The sequence below is a fragment of the Lewinella sp. IMCC34191 genome, assembly GCF_003390935.1.
Taxonomy (GTDB): domain Bacteria; phylum Bacteroidota; class Bacteroidia; order Chitinophagales; family Saprospiraceae; genus Neolewinella.
On sequence record NZ_QNQZ01000011.1, the window covers coordinates 115,088 to 130,454 of the forward strand.

Annotated in this window: 10 protein-coding genes, 1 tRNA gene and 1 pseudogene; 7 read left to right on the forward strand and 5 right to left on the reverse strand. The window is 57.8% G+C overall.

The window, feature by feature from the left end; translation table 11 throughout:
* The first annotated feature begins 47 nt into the window (after positions 1-47).
* Together DRW39_RS18945 and DRW39_RS18950 are read left to right on the forward strand one after the other, a co-directional pair.
* Positions 48-2,744, forward strand: coding sequence for a M1 family metallopeptidase (locus DRW39_RS18945; protein WP_116108658.1), 2,697 nt, complete (start codon positions 48-50; stop codon positions 2,742-2,744).
* 36 nt (positions 2,745-2,780) lie between these two features.
* Entirely contained in the window at positions 2,781-4,580 is a 1,800-nt protein-coding gene (locus tag DRW39_RS18950; RefSeq protein WP_116108659.1) for an SLC13 family permease, read from the forward strand.
* Between the two features lie 137 nt (positions 4,581-4,717).
* Here the strand turns inward: DRW39_RS18950 and DRW39_RS18955 are convergent.
* From DRW39_RS18955 to DRW39_RS18965, 3 genes and pseudogenes are all read right to left on the reverse strand, one after another.
* Positions 4,718-4,794, reverse strand: a tRNA-Pro gene (locus tag DRW39_RS18955).
* A 37-nt stretch (positions 4,795-4,831) separates the two neighbouring features.
* The gene (locus DRW39_RS18960) at positions 4,832-6,994 is read right to left on the reverse strand and encodes an FUSC family protein (RefSeq protein WP_116108660.1); all 2,163 of its coding nucleotides are present in this window, start codon (positions 6,992-6,994) and stop codon (positions 4,832-4,834) included.
* Between the two features lie 142 nt (positions 6,995-7,136).
* Positions 7,137-7,637, reverse strand: a pseudogene (locus DRW39_RS18965) (GNAT family N-acetyltransferase); the annotation flags it as partial.
* A 129-nt stretch (positions 7,638-7,766) separates the two neighbouring features.
* On the opposite strand from DRW39_RS18965, the gene DRW39_RS18970 reads away from it, so the two are divergent.
* The 5 genes from DRW39_RS18970 to DRW39_RS18985 all read left to right on the forward strand — a co-directional run bounded on the left by DRW39_RS18970 (position 7,767) and on the right by DRW39_RS18985 (position 12,249).
* The gene (locus DRW39_RS18970; protein WP_116108662.1) at positions 7,767-8,321 is read left to right on the forward strand and encodes an RNA polymerase sigma factor; all 555 of its coding nucleotides are present in this window, start codon (positions 7,767-7,769) and stop codon (positions 8,319-8,321) included.
* On the forward strand, positions 8,318-8,476 hold the full coding sequence (locus DRW39_RS22345; RefSeq protein WP_157976221.1) for a hypothetical protein: 159 nt from the start codon (positions 8,318-8,320) through the stop codon (positions 8,474-8,476). The genes DRW39_RS18970 and DRW39_RS22345 overlap by 4 nt, the downstream gene beginning before the upstream one ends.
* A 76-nt stretch (positions 8,477-8,552) precedes the next feature.
* The gene (locus DRW39_RS18975) at positions 8,553-9,218 is read left to right on the forward strand and encodes an ATP-dependent Clp protease proteolytic subunit (protein WP_116108663.1); all 666 of its coding nucleotides are present in this window, start codon (positions 8,553-8,555) and stop codon (positions 9,216-9,218) included.
* A 520-nt stretch (positions 9,219-9,738) separates the two neighbouring features.
* Positions 9,739-11,163: a T9SS type A sorting domain-containing protein gene (locus tag DRW39_RS18980; protein ID WP_116108664.1), complete on the forward strand. Its 1,425-nt coding sequence runs from the start codon at positions 9,739-9,741 to the stop codon at positions 11,161-11,163.
* A gap of 357 nt (positions 11,164-11,520) precedes the next feature.
* A complete protein-coding gene (locus tag DRW39_RS18985) occupies positions 11,521-12,249 on the forward strand; it encodes a class I SAM-dependent methyltransferase (RefSeq protein WP_198664943.1) in 729 nt (242 codons plus the stop codon).
* Between the two features lie 63 nt (positions 12,250-12,312).
* Here DRW39_RS18985 and DRW39_RS18990 read toward each other — a convergent pair whose 3' ends face one another.
* Both DRW39_RS18990 and DRW39_RS18995 read right to left on the reverse strand, forming a co-directional pair.
* Positions 12,313-14,088, reverse strand: coding sequence for an erythromycin esterase family protein (locus DRW39_RS18990; protein WP_157976222.1), 1,776 nt, complete (start codon positions 14,086-14,088; stop codon positions 12,313-12,315).
* Between the two features lie 335 nt (positions 14,089-14,423).
* The gene (locus tag DRW39_RS18995) at positions 14,424-15,359 is read right to left on the reverse strand and encodes an energy transducer TonB (RefSeq protein ID WP_116108667.1); all 936 of its coding nucleotides are present in this window, start codon (positions 15,357-15,359) and stop codon (positions 14,424-14,426) included.
* Positions 15,360-15,367: the final 8 nt, after the last annotated feature.

Below are 15,367 nucleotides of genomic sequence, written 5' to 3' on the forward strand. Positions count from 1 at the left end.
AACTTTTACGCGCCTTCCTTGTCCTAATTGGCTAAATCTAGCCGTTGATGCAAAATTTGAGTTTGACCGGTCTGTTGGCCGCCCTGTTGCTCGTCCTGAGCTGTAATACCCCCCGCCAGACCACGACCAGTACCACCCCGCCCGCGCCTACCACGGACAACCCCGCCGTGGCAGAGGACACCGCCATCGTGGAAACGGAGATGCGGAATCTGGACACCATGACCGTCCGCCCCTCCACCAACGGTGTAATCAGCGACGAGGAGATCGACGGTACGGCACAGGAGGAAATCCCCAATACCCTGCCCCCCCGGGCGATCGCCTACCAGCGGGTCCACGACCTGCTACACACCAAACTGGAAGTCAGCTTCGACTGGGACCAGGAAATGGTGATCGGCAAGGCGACCCTGCGCCTGAAGCCCATCTTCCGGCCGAGCGACGAACTCACCCTGGACGCCAAAAACCTCAATTTCAACTCCATTAGCCTGGAGGATGGCACCGAGCTGGACTATGCATACGACGACGACCGCCAGCGCGTCACCATTATGCTGGATAAAGCCTACACCCGCGGTGAGGAATACACCATCGTCCTCGATTATACCGCCATTCCGGCCGCGAGCGGTACCGCCGGCGGAGCGATCACCTCCGACAAAGGGCTTTTCTTCATCAACCCCCGTGGCGAGGACGGCGATAAGCCCCGGCAGATCTGGACCCAGGGCGAGACCGAAAACAACAGCCGCTGGTTCCCCACCATCGACAAACCCAACGAGCGCACCACCCAGGAACTGTACGTGACCGTCGACGACGAGTACGAAACGCTGTCCAACGGCGTCCTGGTCAGTTCGGAGCCCGCCGGCGACGGCCAGCGCACCGACTACTGGAAGATGGACCTGCCCCACGCCCCCTACCTCTTCGCCCTCGTGGTGGGCGACTTCGAGATCGTGGAGGACGAGGAGTGGAACGGCATCCCCGTGAACTACTACATGGAAGAAGAATACGCCGACTACGCCAAGGCCATTTTCCCCTATACGCCGGAGATGCTGAGCTTCTTCAGCGAAATCACCGGAACGGAATACCCCTGGCCGAAGTACAGCCAGGTAGCCGTGCGCGACTACGTCAGCGGAGCGATGGAAAATACCACCGCCGTGATCTTCGGCGAGTTCATGAACGGTACGGACCGCGACCTGATCGACGTCGACATGAATGAGAAGATCGTCGCCCACGAGATGTTCCACCACTGGTTCGGCGACCTAGTAACCTGTGAAAGCTGGTCGAACCTGACCCTCAACGAGGGATTCGCCAACTATAGTGAGTACCTGTGGATGGAAAGAAAGCACGGGAAGGACGCCGCCGACTATCACCTTCTCGAAGAGTGGCAGGGCTACTTCGGCTCCGTGCAGAACAGTGCCCCCCACGAACTGATCTGGTACGACTACGACGACAAGGAGCAGATGTTTGACGCCCACAGCTACAACAAAGGTGGAGCGGTGCTGCACATGCTGCGCAACTACGTGGGCGATGAGGCTTTCTTCGCCAGCCTGGAGCACTACCTCAGCCGCAACGAATTCACCGCCGTTGAGGTGGACGAGCTCCGGATCGCCTTCGAAGACACGACCGGCGAGGACCTGAGCTGGTTCTTCGAGCAGTGGTTCCTGAAGGCGGGCCACCCCCGTATGCGGATTACCACCGATTACGCCGACGGCAGCCTCTCCCTGCACGTGGAGCAGGTGCAGGACATCGACAACAACGTGCCCGCCGTATTCCGCATTCCCGTTGACGTGGACGTCTATACCAATGGTACCGCCGAGCGCCACCGCATCCTGATCGACATGCGCGACCAGACCTTCGAATTGCCCACGCCCACCGAACCGGATGTCGTGGTCTTCGACCCGCAGCACCAGTTGCTGGCGGAGATGGACTTCCAGAAAACCCCCGAAGAACTCGCCGCCCAGTACCGTAGCGCGCCCGCCTTTCTGGATCGCTACGTTGCCGTAGGACAGCTTGCCGGCATGAACGGCCAGGACGAATTGCGGGAAGAAGTGCTTACCGCCGCCCTGCAGGACTCCTTCTACGCCATCCGCGGCGTGGCGTTGCAGAGCCTGGAAGAGCCTACCGAAGAACAGTTGACCGTCATTCGCGAGATTGCCCGCGGTGACGACCGCAGCCAGGTACGGGCCGTAGCCCTAAGCTTGCTTACCCAGCTGGATGATGCCGAACTGGCTCCGATCGCCCGGGAGGCTTTGGACGCAGACGCTTACTCGGTGGTTGCCGCCGGTCTGCAAGCCCTCGTAACCGCCGACCCCGAAGGCGTAGCGGAGACGGCCGCCAGCCTGGAAGAGATTGACAATCTGGACATCAGCGCGGCCCTTGCCGGGCTATACAGTGAGTCGGGAGACCTGAGCAAGCTGCCCTACATCGAGGGTCGCCTGGAAAGCGCCGACAATTACCAGGCCATCGATCTCTACACCGCTTACCAGACCCTGTTGGCGAAGGGACAGGACGCCGAGCAGATCGCCGGCGTAGCCCGCCTGAAGGATATCGCGATGGATCAGTCGCAGAGCCCCTGGCGCCGCCTGGCCGCTACCAAAGCCATCAGCGACCTGCGCAACTCCCTTTCCGAGCGCATCGAGGAAGCCGAGAGAGCGGAACAATTAAATAAGCTGATCATGGAGATGGGCACCAGCCTGGAGTCCATCAAAGCCGCCGAGACGAACGCCGATCTCAAGAACATCTATCAGCAGTTCTGAGCAAGCCGGCCGCTTGGTCTATCTTAGCGGCTTCGTATGCTCACGCCGGCCGTAGTCACATTGTTAGTAGCCCTCGGGGCGATCATCCTGTTCGTTACCGAGTGGCTAACCGTTGACCTCATTGCCATGCTCATCGTGGTGGCCCTCGTAATGGGTGGGGTGATCACGCCACAGGAAGGGCTGGCGGGCTTCAGCAACGATGCCACCCTGACGGTAGCCTTCATGTTCGTGCTCTCCGCCGCGCTGCTGAAGACCGGGGCGCTGCAGCAGGTGGCCGGCGCCATGTCGGCCCGCTTTCGCAGCCGCCCCAAGAAGGCGATGTTCATGATGATCATGACGGTGGCTTTCAGTTCCGCCTTCATCAATAACACGCCGGTGGTGGCGGTCTTCATCCCCGTGGTGACGCGCATCGCTTCCACCGCCAAGATCAAGGCCTCCAAGCTGCTGATCCCCCTCTCCTTCGCCAGTATCTTCGGGGGCATCTGTACCCTGATCGGTACGTCCACCAATATTCTGGTGAGTGGGGTCGCCATCACGCACGGCCTGGAAGGCTTCAGCATGTTCACCATCACGCCGATCGGGCTGGTGCTGCTGGGTATCGGCGCGATCTACCTGACCTACCTCGGTCCGCGGCTGCTGCCCAACCGCACGGGCGACGATAGCCTGGAGGAAAAATTCGCCCTCCACGAATACCTGGCCGAGATCGTCATCCTCGACCACCCCGATCTGGCCGGCAAGCGGATCATGGATTCCCCGCTCGTCCGGGAACTGGAGATGGACATCATGGAAGTGCGCCGCGACGAGCAGAGCTTCCTCCTCCCCCCCGGCGATTTCCAGCTGGTGAAGGGAGACACCCTCAAGGTGCGCTGCGACCGGAAGAAGATCCTGAATCTGAAAGACTGGGTTCGGCTGGTCGATAATACCGGCAGCGTCCAGGTGATGGGCACGGGCCTGGAACGGGACAATAGTAGCCTGGTCGAGATGGTCGTTACGCCCAACTCCGAGTTCGTAGGTAAGAACCTCCGGGAAGTCGACTTCCGGCGCAGTTTCCGGGCCGTCCCCCTGGCCATCCGCCAGCGGGAAGAAACCCTGCACGAACATCTGTACCGCTTGCCCCTTACGCCGGGCGACGTCATTCTCGCCGAAGTGAAGAGCCACTACCTGAGCGAGCTGCAGCACATCGAGCAGCAACAGGACAGCCCCTTCATCCTGCTGTCGAGCGACGCCATCACCGATTTTAACCGCGGGCGCTTCTACTTTGTCTCCGCCCTCATCCTGGCCGTAATCGCCCTGGCCACCACCGGCCTGTTGCCCATCAGCATCGCGGCCCTTCTCGGGGTTTGCGTGCTCGTCCTGGGCGGCGCGGTCAATATGAACGAGGCCTACGAATCCATCGACTGGAAGATCGTCTTCCTCCTCGCCGGTGCCCTGAGCCTGGGTCGGGCCATGAGCAATAGCGGGCTGGACGACACCATCGCTTCCCTGCTTACGGGGCAGATATATCAGTGGGGGCCGTTCGCGCTGGTCGCGGCCCTCTACCTGGCCACCAACGTACTCACCGAAGTGATGAGCAACAACGCCACGGCCGCCCTGCTGGCCCCGGTAGCCATCGCCGCCGCCGAGCAGGTGGGCATCGATCCCCTTCCCCTTTTGGTGACGGTGGCCGTCGGTGCTTCCGCCAGCTTCATGACGCCCGTCGGCTACCAGACTAACGCCATGGTGTACAGTGCCGGTCGCTATCGATTCATTGATTTTACCAAGATCGGGGCGCCGCTTAGTCTGATCTTTTGGTTGGTCACTACGCTTTCGGTGCCCTTCCTTTTTGGTTTGGTTTAGGGCGGCGGGGCGCAGGTAGACAGCTTATAATGAAGGGGGGGGAATTCCCGAGCTTTGCACCGGGTAACTCGGGCTGGACCGCGCTGCGGTCCATACGACAAGAGCCGGAACGCTACGCGTTCCGGCTCTGTAGTCTTTGGTCGGGATGACTGGATTCGAACCAGCGGCCTCGTCGTCCCGAACGACGCGCGCTACCGGGCTGCGCTACATCCCGCGCTCCTGTGAGGGGCGCAAAGATAGGGAATGAGCGATTAATTTGCCGGAGAAGATGTGGTCATTTCCCAGCGCCGTATGTCGGTTTTCAGGTCGGCTACGAGGTTTTGGAGGTAGTCGTACTCGAGGAGGAAGGTGGCGCTCGATTCGTTGCTGCCCCCTTGCCGGAAGTAGGCTTGCGCGGCGGCGGTATCGGGGGGCGACTCGGCGTGGTTTTGCTGGTCACCGGCTGCTTGCGGGTTGCAGCCGGCTATGTTGTCGGCCAGCTCGTGGGTCAGGGCGTCGACGTGGGTGGGGTCGAGTTTGCCGGCGGAGTACCGAAGGAGCGTACCAATGTGGGCTACTACGGAGAGAATACGGTGGGCGTCCGTGACCACGGCGGAGAGTCGATCCGTCTGGGCCGCCGCGCCGCCGGGTTCCCGGAGTACGCGGGAGTAGGTGGCTTCCAGCTCGCCCAGGCCGACAAAGGCCTGGCGGCGGGCCAGGCGGTACTCCAGTCCGTCCGTCTGGCCGCTGCGGAAGAGCGCCGCTTCTTCCACGAGATATGCACGCATACCTTCCAGGGCGGTGGTGAGCAATTTCTTAATGCCCTTCCGCTCCCAGGACGGCCAGAGTAAGCGGCTCGCCAGCCAGGCCAGGGCGGCTCCGATGACGGTATCGATCACCCGGTACGCAATGACGGTATAGGCATTCGGATGCAGCATGGCGTATACAAAGACCAGGTTCAGGGTAACGAAGAGCGCCGCGATCCGGTAGTCCTTGTTCAGGTAGACGAACATGAACGGGAGGGATAGAGCGGCGACCGCACCGTACACCAGGTAACTGTCCGTCAGAAAGACGACCGATGCGGCCACCACCGCTCCGATCAGCGTGCCCACCGTACGTTCCAGGGACCGGTCCTTGCTCTGTACGTAGCTCGGTCGCAGGATCACGACGACGGTCAGCATGATCCAGTAGGCATTTTGTACGCCTAGCGCTTGTCCGATGAGGTAGCCTAGCGTAACCACGGCGGCGAGGCGCAGGGAGTGCCGGAAGACGGCATCTTCGGTGGTGAAACTCTCGCGTAGTCCTTCCCAGTTGATGCGCGGACGGAGGCGGCGGTAGGCTTCTTCTTCGTAGGGCACGCCTTCGTAAGCGGGCTCGCGTTCGCCGAGGCTTTCGATGTGCTGAAGCTTTTCCAGTTGCCGCTCGACGTTGTTGACCAAGATCGTCAGGTAGTGTTGGAGCGTATTGCGGTTGCCGCCTTCCGTGTCCTCCGGCGGGGCGAGGGCGTGGACGCGTTTCCGGAGCTCCTCCGGCTGGGTGGTCCGGAAGCCGTGGGATTTATCGGCCACGCCGGTGAGGGCCGTGGCTATCTGGGTTACGACATCCGCTACGGACTTGACGGCCTCCGAGCGGCGACCAACTTCGCCGCGGAGTGGCAGGGCCGCCGCCAACTCGATCAATTCGACGAGTTCCAGGAATAGGGCGGCTTCGTGGTTTTGTCCGCTCCGGGTTACGGTTTCCGGATCGGTCGCGAAGAAGTACTCGGTGAGTTCCTTCCGGTTTTCACTGATGCTGTTGTGCAGGCTGATCAGCGGCTGCCAGTGAGCGTCCGGGTCGTCGGAACGGAGTTGCTCCGCCTTCAGTGCCAGGTACTTCGCGGTGAGCCGGAGTAGATCGTTGAGCAGGCCGATGCGGTACTGCCGGTAGCGTACCGGGTGCACCAGTAAGTTGAGCAGAATGAACCACAATCCACCGCAGGTGATGGCCAGGGCCGACTCCAGTACCTGCCAGCCAGTCTGGGGGAAGGCGTAGGCCAGCACCAGCGCCAGCAGTCCACTAAAGCTGACCAGGCTGGCCCGCTTGCCAAGCACCGATATGTAGGCGGAAACGAAGACCAGGCAGGGCAGTACCACCAGACTCAGGTAGGTACTGGAAAGCGCGTACTGGATGAGCACGATGTTAGTCACAGCCAGCAGGAGGCCAATGAGCTGATTCGCGACGTGGGCCACCTTATTTCCCGGCAGGTCACAGATGGAAACCAGGAAGATACCCAGGGCCGTACTCACCGCGGTGGGTAAATCGAAAAGCGCCGAAACCACCGCTATCGCTACCACGATGGCCACCACGATCAGGATACCCCGACCGAAGCCGTGGTCCTTCAGGGTGGACACCACCCGCCGTCGAATGGAATCGGGGAACCGGGATTTCGCTTGCATCGTCTACTTCTTTACCCCGATGAAAGCGAATTAGCACGCTTTACCACCAAGGGGTACTGGGTAGAACAAAGGTAAGCGGGTAGGTATCGCCGAAGCCGGTTATTAAAAGGGGATTAGTGGGGCCACCTCCCCCGTACATCCTTCACCGCCGGCTGGAAACGGCATCAGGATATTCCTCTTTCCGTATTTCGTACCAGCAACACCGCGCTATGTCGGGGTAATCTTCGAGGCGGGGATGATCGAATTCCCCACGCTTCTCCCTGCCTATCTTTTGCATCACCCTTTCCGATCCGGCATTTCGCAAGACGCAGACCGCGACAACCCGCTCGAGTTGCCATTGGGAGAAGGCCAGCGCCAGGCACTTTTGTGCTCCCTCCGAGCCCAGCCCCTTTCCCCAGACGCTCTTCTTCACTCGCCAGCCGATGTCGGTCGACGGATTGAAGACGGCGGGGTAATCCTGCCTGGCCATTCCGATGAAACCGATGAACTCCCCCGGTTCGATCAATTCCACGGCGAAGTAGGTGTAGCCGTACAAATCGTAGTGCTGCCGGAGCCGGTGGAGTAAGCCGGCCGATTCCTGGTCGGATAAGGGTTTCGGAAAATACTCCATCACTTCGGGGTCCAGATTCATTTGCTTGAGTGCCGGTAAATCCGAGCCGCCATGCTTTTTACCTGCGCTCCGTCGCCCAAATGGATCTTTGCGGTGTGGTCGATTCTGTGGAGGGGTGTAACTTTTCCGGAGCCAGCGTTACTACGGTATAAACCCGCTCCAATGCAAGCTCAAGATAACGCGACCGCCTTTTTGCTCTGGTACGAGCCGCTTCACGAACGCTTCGCCCGCTACTGCGCCAGCCGCGCGACCGGACTGGATAGTGCCGAGGACATCGCCCAGGACGCCATCCTGAGCGCGCTGGAGCAGTGGGATAGGTTGGAAGATAAGAGTCGCCTGCTGCCCTATATGATCGGCATTGTCAACAACCGGGTGCGGAACGCGCTGCGCTCGGCGCGGGTACACCGTTGCTTTCTGGAGGAACGAGGCCGCATACTGAGCGAGCGCCTGCCCGCCCGACAGGAACTGGCGCTGGACCTCCAGTATCTGCTGCGCGCCATCGACCGGCTACCGGAAGCGAGCCGGGAAGCGCTCCTGCTGAGCACCGTGAGCGGATTCAGCCTCCGGGAAGTCGCGGAGATTCAGAACGCTACGGAGGGGGCGGTGAAAGTCCGCATCAGCCGTGCCCGGAAGCAGCTACGCGAAACCTTCAACGAGGACGGCAAACCGCTCAGCATCGGTGAGCGCCTGCAGATCTACGCATCCATCCTGCTATGAAAGATACCGATCGACTGCTAAGCGAACTGCCGCCGGTGCTGCCCCCGACGATCCCGCTAGTCCGGGTTTCGGCGTGGGTGAAGCAGGGACGGGCGCGGAAGCGCTTCTATCCCGTGGTTTGGCTAAGCCGCGTCTGGCGCTGGCATAGCAACTGACCTACCCCTGAATAAGTAACAGTTTTTCACCTGCCTCTGGGCGGCCTACCACCCCCATGCCCCAAACCAATGTTTTATGCAAGAATTCCTTCGCTACGCCGCACTAGACCACGGTCTGGACCCCCAATCCACGGCCGGTATCCTGCGGGCGTCTATCAACCCCACCATCATCGAGGAGCGACAACTGAACGTGGCCCAGCTGGATGTCTTCAGCCGCCTGATGATGGACCGGATCATCTTTCTCGGGACGGAGGTCAACGACTACGTGGCCAACGTCATTCAGGCACAGCTGCTCTTCCTCTCCAGCGCGGATCCGCGCCGCGACATTACGCTCTACATCAATTCGCCCGGCGGCTCGGTGACGGCCGGTCTGGGGATTTACGATACCATGCAGCACGTGTCCTGCGCGGTGAACACCACCTGCACGAGCATGGCGGCGAGCATGGCGGCGGTGCTGCTCAGCGCCGGTGAAGCCGGAAAGCGGACGGCCCTCCCCCACTCCCGCGTCATGATCCACCAGCCCAGTGGGGGGATGCAGGGCAAGGTATCGGATATGGAGATCAACTACCGGCTGGTGCTGGAACTCCAGCAGGAACTCTACGCCATCATGGCCCAACATACCCGTCGCAGCGAGGAAGAAATTCGCCGGGATGCCGACCGCGACTACTGGATGACGGCCGAGGTGGCGCTGGAATATGGGTTTATTGATGAGGTTATGGTGGGGTCGAAAGCCGCCGCTTAGTGGCCTTATCAGATTTCTAAGAGGCCGGTAGCTGGAGGAGGGAGCTGCCGGTCTCATTGCTTTATTTGGATTAGAATGTACAGTATGTGTAAGTTTCCGCAGGCATCATTTTTTAATGACGACCACGAAACAAAGAATAGCTTGACACAAATACGGGGTGTAGGCTTCCCCAAAAACCGGACAATTCATAAATCACTAAATTCGAGTTGTCATGAAGAAATCAGCCTATCCGTCCGCAACAAAACAATGGAATGCCTCAGTCCCAAAACCTACGAACTTGAAACCCGAATCCTCTACTCCTTCCCAATCGCGGATTTAGGGAAGCCTACAGGAAATGAAGCATTTTATTAGGTTCGTAGACAAGACTAAGCTTCATGGCCGTGAACACGGCGATCACCGCCGTGCGCCAATGCACGCGTGTTCCTTACAGGCACCTACAAAATTACGCGGTAATGACTATTGTCACTCTTTGTAATCAATCACTAAACACCTTGCCGCTTCGAGCATAAACCCCGTTCAAATGTATAAGTATATACTAGTTTTATTGATCTTATCATACAAGATATCTGCTCAATCCACCATTGACCGGGTGACGATAAACGGACGTGACGCATGGAGTTCGCTAAGGTCCGTTGAGAAAGTAGGGGAGCATTTTTATGTGGGGGGATACTCAGGAGATCAATCCGTGGAGGACAATGTAATTGTCAGCAAGCTCAACGCTTCCGGGCAAATCCTGTGGATGTACGAAGAACAGACCCAGGGTCAAGTGGCGACCTACGACGTCACATCTTTTCCCAATAACAAAATCGTTGTTGCTTCAACCAGAGTTCCTGATTACCGGAACCTTGAGCTAACGTTTGACCAACTGGATGAGAACGGAAATTTAATGAACTCTACATCCATTTTTACGAATGATAGCACCGACTACGAAGGACTACGGGCTGAGTACTCGGCCGATTTTGGCTACGTTGCTACCGCAAGGACGGTAAGAAATATTTCGCTGAACGATTGCACGGTACCCATGATCGTAAAATTCGCGGATAATTTTACCAGCAGCAGTTTTGTGGAACTGAATACCTTATTGGATTATGGCTGTTTCGAAATTTACGACGTCAGGTATTTTTCGGACGAAGAAATCCTGGTCACGGCTTCCGTACACCAGGACAGTACTGATTTGAAATTGTTCTCGTTTACCTTGGATCAGGAGCTGAACTGGGAAACCACCATAAATTATGGAGCGTTCAGTCGGATCAGATTTATAGAAAAAGACGCATCCGGAGATCTTATACTGGCGGGCTTTTCCGAGAATGAGCGTGAGGAGTATTTAACGTTCTTCGAGAAGCGTAATGGCGATGGCACGCTGATTACTAATTCGCTCATTCAACACGGCGATACCTTGAGCATACTCAGCGATGGGTACCTGAGGGAGGATGGCAAAGTAGCCCTACTGTACAATGTCTACAATGACAACCTCGACTTCAGGATGCGGTACAGTATTTTCAATGAAAATATGGAGCTGTTTAAAACGGAGAACTTACCCTTGACAGCGCCAGGAGTTTACGAAGAGGGGAACGACATACTATACACGATGGATAATCAGGTCGCCATAGTTGGCCAGTACAGTATGGAGCCGGACTACAATCCGAACGGATTGTTCCTATTGGCTAAAGCTGATGTTGTAAGCAGCCTGATAGACGGTCATGATTCCGGCTCACCGAAAATCACGATATACCCCAACCCCTTACGGGATAAGGTATCTATCGATTGCAAGTGTGCAGGTACATACTCCGTTGAAGTGTTCAACAGTATTGGCAGTAAGCTATATACCAGTGCATCCAACTTTGGGCTGGCAACCATTGAGGACTGGAACTTTACCGCCGGAACCTATTACATCCGAATTTCGAATGACGACTTTACTTACACCAAGAAGGTCGTTGCTCAATAAAATAGGTCATACACTACCGCCGCTTTGCCGCCTTCGCTGAGAGTTTTTATTAAGTGTGTTACGACCTTTTCCAGCGGAAATAGTTTTTCGCTAAATCCCCGTAGAAGACCACCCCTCGGCTAAGTATCCATTGCGCTCCGCCTGCCATTAGCTGTGCGGGAATCTCTACTCGCCCGCGCTTGGTCCCGATAGATATTGCCGGCTATGGGTCTTGAATGGAAGCGAGACGTTTACAGCACTGACCCCAGCGGTAAGGCAAGACATCCTGGGCGTTTAAGGCAGCTTCAACAAGCCGCACTACACCTACAGGAGCGGAACCGAACAACCATTCTTGCTTAAGCTAGGAAACATCCGATCGTGTCGCTCCTCCGTTTACTCCCCCTGCTGCTCTACCTGGCTGTTTTCAATAGCTGCTCCGCCCAACCGGATGAAGCGCCGACCGAGGATAACTCCCTCTACACCTTTGAAACACCCTCCCGAGACGGGACCGGCAAGTACTACCTGGGCCGGGAGATCAGCCACGTGATGGGGCACCTCGCCGCCGATTGGTTGGAACGGCCTGAGCGGGAACTAGAAGAAAACGTCAGTCAGGCCATTGAGAATATGGATATCCAACCCGACGAGCACATTGCGGACATCGGGGCCGGCTCTGGCTACTATACCTTTAGAATGGCCCAAAAAGCTCCCCGGGGGAAGGTCTTCGCCGTCGACATCCAGCCGGAAATGCTCGACATCATGCGGGAAAAGATCGAGCGGGAAAACATCGATAACGTCGAGCTGGTAAGGGGCAGTGAAACCAGCCCGAATCTGGAAGCCAACACCCTCGACCTGGTCACGATGGTCGATGTCTACCACGAGATTTCCTATCCCCGGGAGATGATGCAGGACATTGTCACCGCCCTAAAGCCGGGTGGGCGCTTTGTCCTGCTGGAATACCGGATGGAAGATTCCTCGGTCCCCATCAAACGCCTGCATAAGATGTCGGAGGGACAAGCCGTACGGGAGATGGAATCCGTCGGCTTACGGCTGCGGGAGAATATGGACAACCTGCCATGGCAGCACTTTATGGTTTTTGTAAAGGAGTAGGTAGCTGACTCAGGTACTTTGCTCCGTCACTGATCTTAGGCTTGATCACCTAAGACCTGACCCTTACTCATACCCATACAACACCCCCACCGGCAGCACTTTTGAAGGAGAAGAGCTTCCCACGAAGAAAATCAGGTCGTATGCCTCGGTCAGGTTCTCGTCGCGAAATTCCGACCAGGGCTTAAGGGTACCCACCTTGCGAAACTGCAGTTCGTGCCGGAACCATTCGGCGTAGGGCGTAGTATCATGCGTCATCTCCCGTAGATCCAGGTAGAACATGGGCTCATCGAGGCGATCGAACCAGTATGCATACGTAGCCGGATACGGAACTTCCGCTTCCACCGTCTCCTTCATGCCGGCGCGGGAGTGGGTATACTGCCCGTCGGAGAAGGAGAAGCCGACCGCGACGTAGTCGGAACCAAGCGACTCGGACAGGTAACGGCCCAGCCGGTCACTCCCTTTGGTGACGTGCTCGTTATGGGCCCAGATTACCGCCTTGCGATAATGTTCCGCAGTCAGAATCCACCGGACGTTCTCCGCCATGTAATAATCACGAAATTTCTGGTCTTCGTCTACGAACTGCTCGATCAGGCGGACCATTTGGCGCAGCCACTCCGTATCCCGCTGTGAAAGCTTTGCTTCCGCGATGGAAGAGTAAAGCCGGGGAATTACCCGGTCGATCACCGCCAGGTACCGATCCGGAATGACGTACGCGGAGGCCTCGCGCCGATTGAAGCGGATCAGGTCCAGTTTGCTCCGAAGCTCCACCATGTCTGCCAGCAAATGCGGATCATCGCCAAACCTGCCTTCCAGGATCCGGAAGGCCTGTGTATAATTTTGCATGTCCATCCCCGTAAAGCGGGGGCGCCGGTCACCTGGTATCTGGCGCATTCCCTCGATCAGCTCGACTACCTCTTCGGTTTGCCAGGGCCAGAAGCCGATCTCCCGTAGCAACTCCGGCACCGAACCATCTCCGCTCTCCAGGTAATCGTTTACGGCAAATGATGGAACCAGGGGTCCTTCCAGGACAAAGGTTCCGAAGTCGTGATTTTGGTGGAGGTAGCGAAACAGCCGGTCCTTTAGCGTGAAAATCTCGTGCGAGCCGTGGGTAGACTCCCCCAGCCCAACCACGGCGCCGTCACCCACCCCCGCCCCGAAGGCCGCGAGATCCTCCGTGGAGGGGAAGGTTGCTTCCGTCGACCGTAATGGATGCACGTACTGTCGTAGCCACTCCAGACGCGGATCGTCGGGCAGCGTCGGTGACCGGACGAGCTCCTTATCGATCTCGTGGTGATCCCGGTAAGGCTCACCGTTGATGAAGAGTTGAAGTGCATCAAAGCTCAGTTCGCCCCGCCCGTTGAATACGCCGCCCAGCATAACGGATTTCGCCTCCTCATGTACGCTAAGCTCTAGTGACACACTAGCCCATTTACCGGCTTCGCCTGGTAACTGTTCGTAGGTATGGACAAAGGTGATGGGCTCTCCGCTTTCGTTGCCCACCCGCACGAAGTATCCGGCGGTCTCGTATTCGGAGTCCGGTGCCAACCGGAGCATCCCCTCCAATCGGATATTGTTGCCCGCAACTAAAGCCGTAGGTAGCTGGGTCGAAATAACGGCGAAGGAGGAATCTGTCTCACCGATTGACTTGAGGGTAAGATGCCGTTCACCCGAAGCCGGATCCCGGGTGGAGAGTTCGGCGGTGTAGTTCGAGCCGACGAAGTACCATCCCCCGGGGAGCTTACCGTCGAGGCCTGGCCGTTCGAAGTCCAGGTTGAGGTCACGCTGAGTCCAGCCCGTTTGTACCGTCACCAGCGTAAGAAATAGCAGTAGGAGGCACATGAGTAGGTGTTTTTCGGTGCGGCGCGTTCGCATTAAGTCGTGGGTGTCTTGGACTAAAGACAGCGTTAGCACGGGAGTGCCTTTCAAGATGGGGAGGATTACAAATGCCATCTCATGGATGCAGATCGATTGTGGTCAGGTGTATGTCAGAGCCCGCGCCCGACAATTTCCCTCGCGGTCCCGATTCGCGGTCTAAACCACTCAAATGAAATAGCTGAAGGATTGGCTATTCCGCTCGGGTCACGCTACTACCGGATGAGTCATCCCCAATAGAAAAGCCCGGTTGCTCTTTCGGAGCAACCGGGCTTTTTCATATTCGGTGGAAGTAACTAAGCTTACTCGAGCTGGAACTTAACCGGCAGGTTAAACTGTACGCGAACGGCACGTCCACCCTGCTGACCGGGCACCCACTTGATGCCTTTCTCGTTCATCAGGTTGACCACGCGGAGGGCTTCTTCTCCGGTTTTGGCACCGGGGTTACGCACAACCGTAGCGTCGGTTACCGTTCCGTCCTGCTCGACTACGAAGGAGACGACGGCCATACCTTCCACACCGTTCTCCCGCGCGATGGCGGGGTACTTGATGTTTCCGTAGATGAACTCGAGCATCTTCTTGTCGGCACAGGCCTTCTGTTCGGCGTAGCTACCCAGGTCTTCACAACCGGGGAACATGGGCATGTTCTCAACCACCTTAAAGATCTCCTCGACCTTGGGCTTCGGGGGTGGTGGTGGCGGCGGTGGCGGTGGTGGCGGAGCCTTATCCTCCTTCACTTCGGGCGGTGGCTCGTTCATCACGGTTTCTTCGTCGATGGAAGTATCCTCAAATTCGGGTGGATCCTCCTCGATCAGTTCCTCTTCGGGAACCTCCTCGATGACGGGGGGTGGCGGTGGTGGTGGCGGAGGAGGGGGTTCGGCCGTCCGGGGTGGTTCCATCTCGATCTCTTCCTCGAGCTCAAGGGCTCCTTCGGGAATGATGATCTCGGCTTCGTACTGCGTCCAGGCGAAGGCCAGGAGCGACATACCGACGGCGAGCGCCAAACCGAAGTTAAAGAAAGTGGAACTCAGCCCGAAGACATCTACCCGCTCGTACTTCGCCCGGTTCTCGATGTAAGAACCGTCGTTGGCGGCGTCTTCGGTATACTCTCCGGCAATCCCCTTCTCCGTCCGTGACTTGTAGACGTTCCGCATCAGATAGATCAGACCGACCATCAACAGCAGAATGACTCCGAAGGTAATCGCCAGGGTAGCACCCGAAATAGATAAATCTCCCATGGCTATTG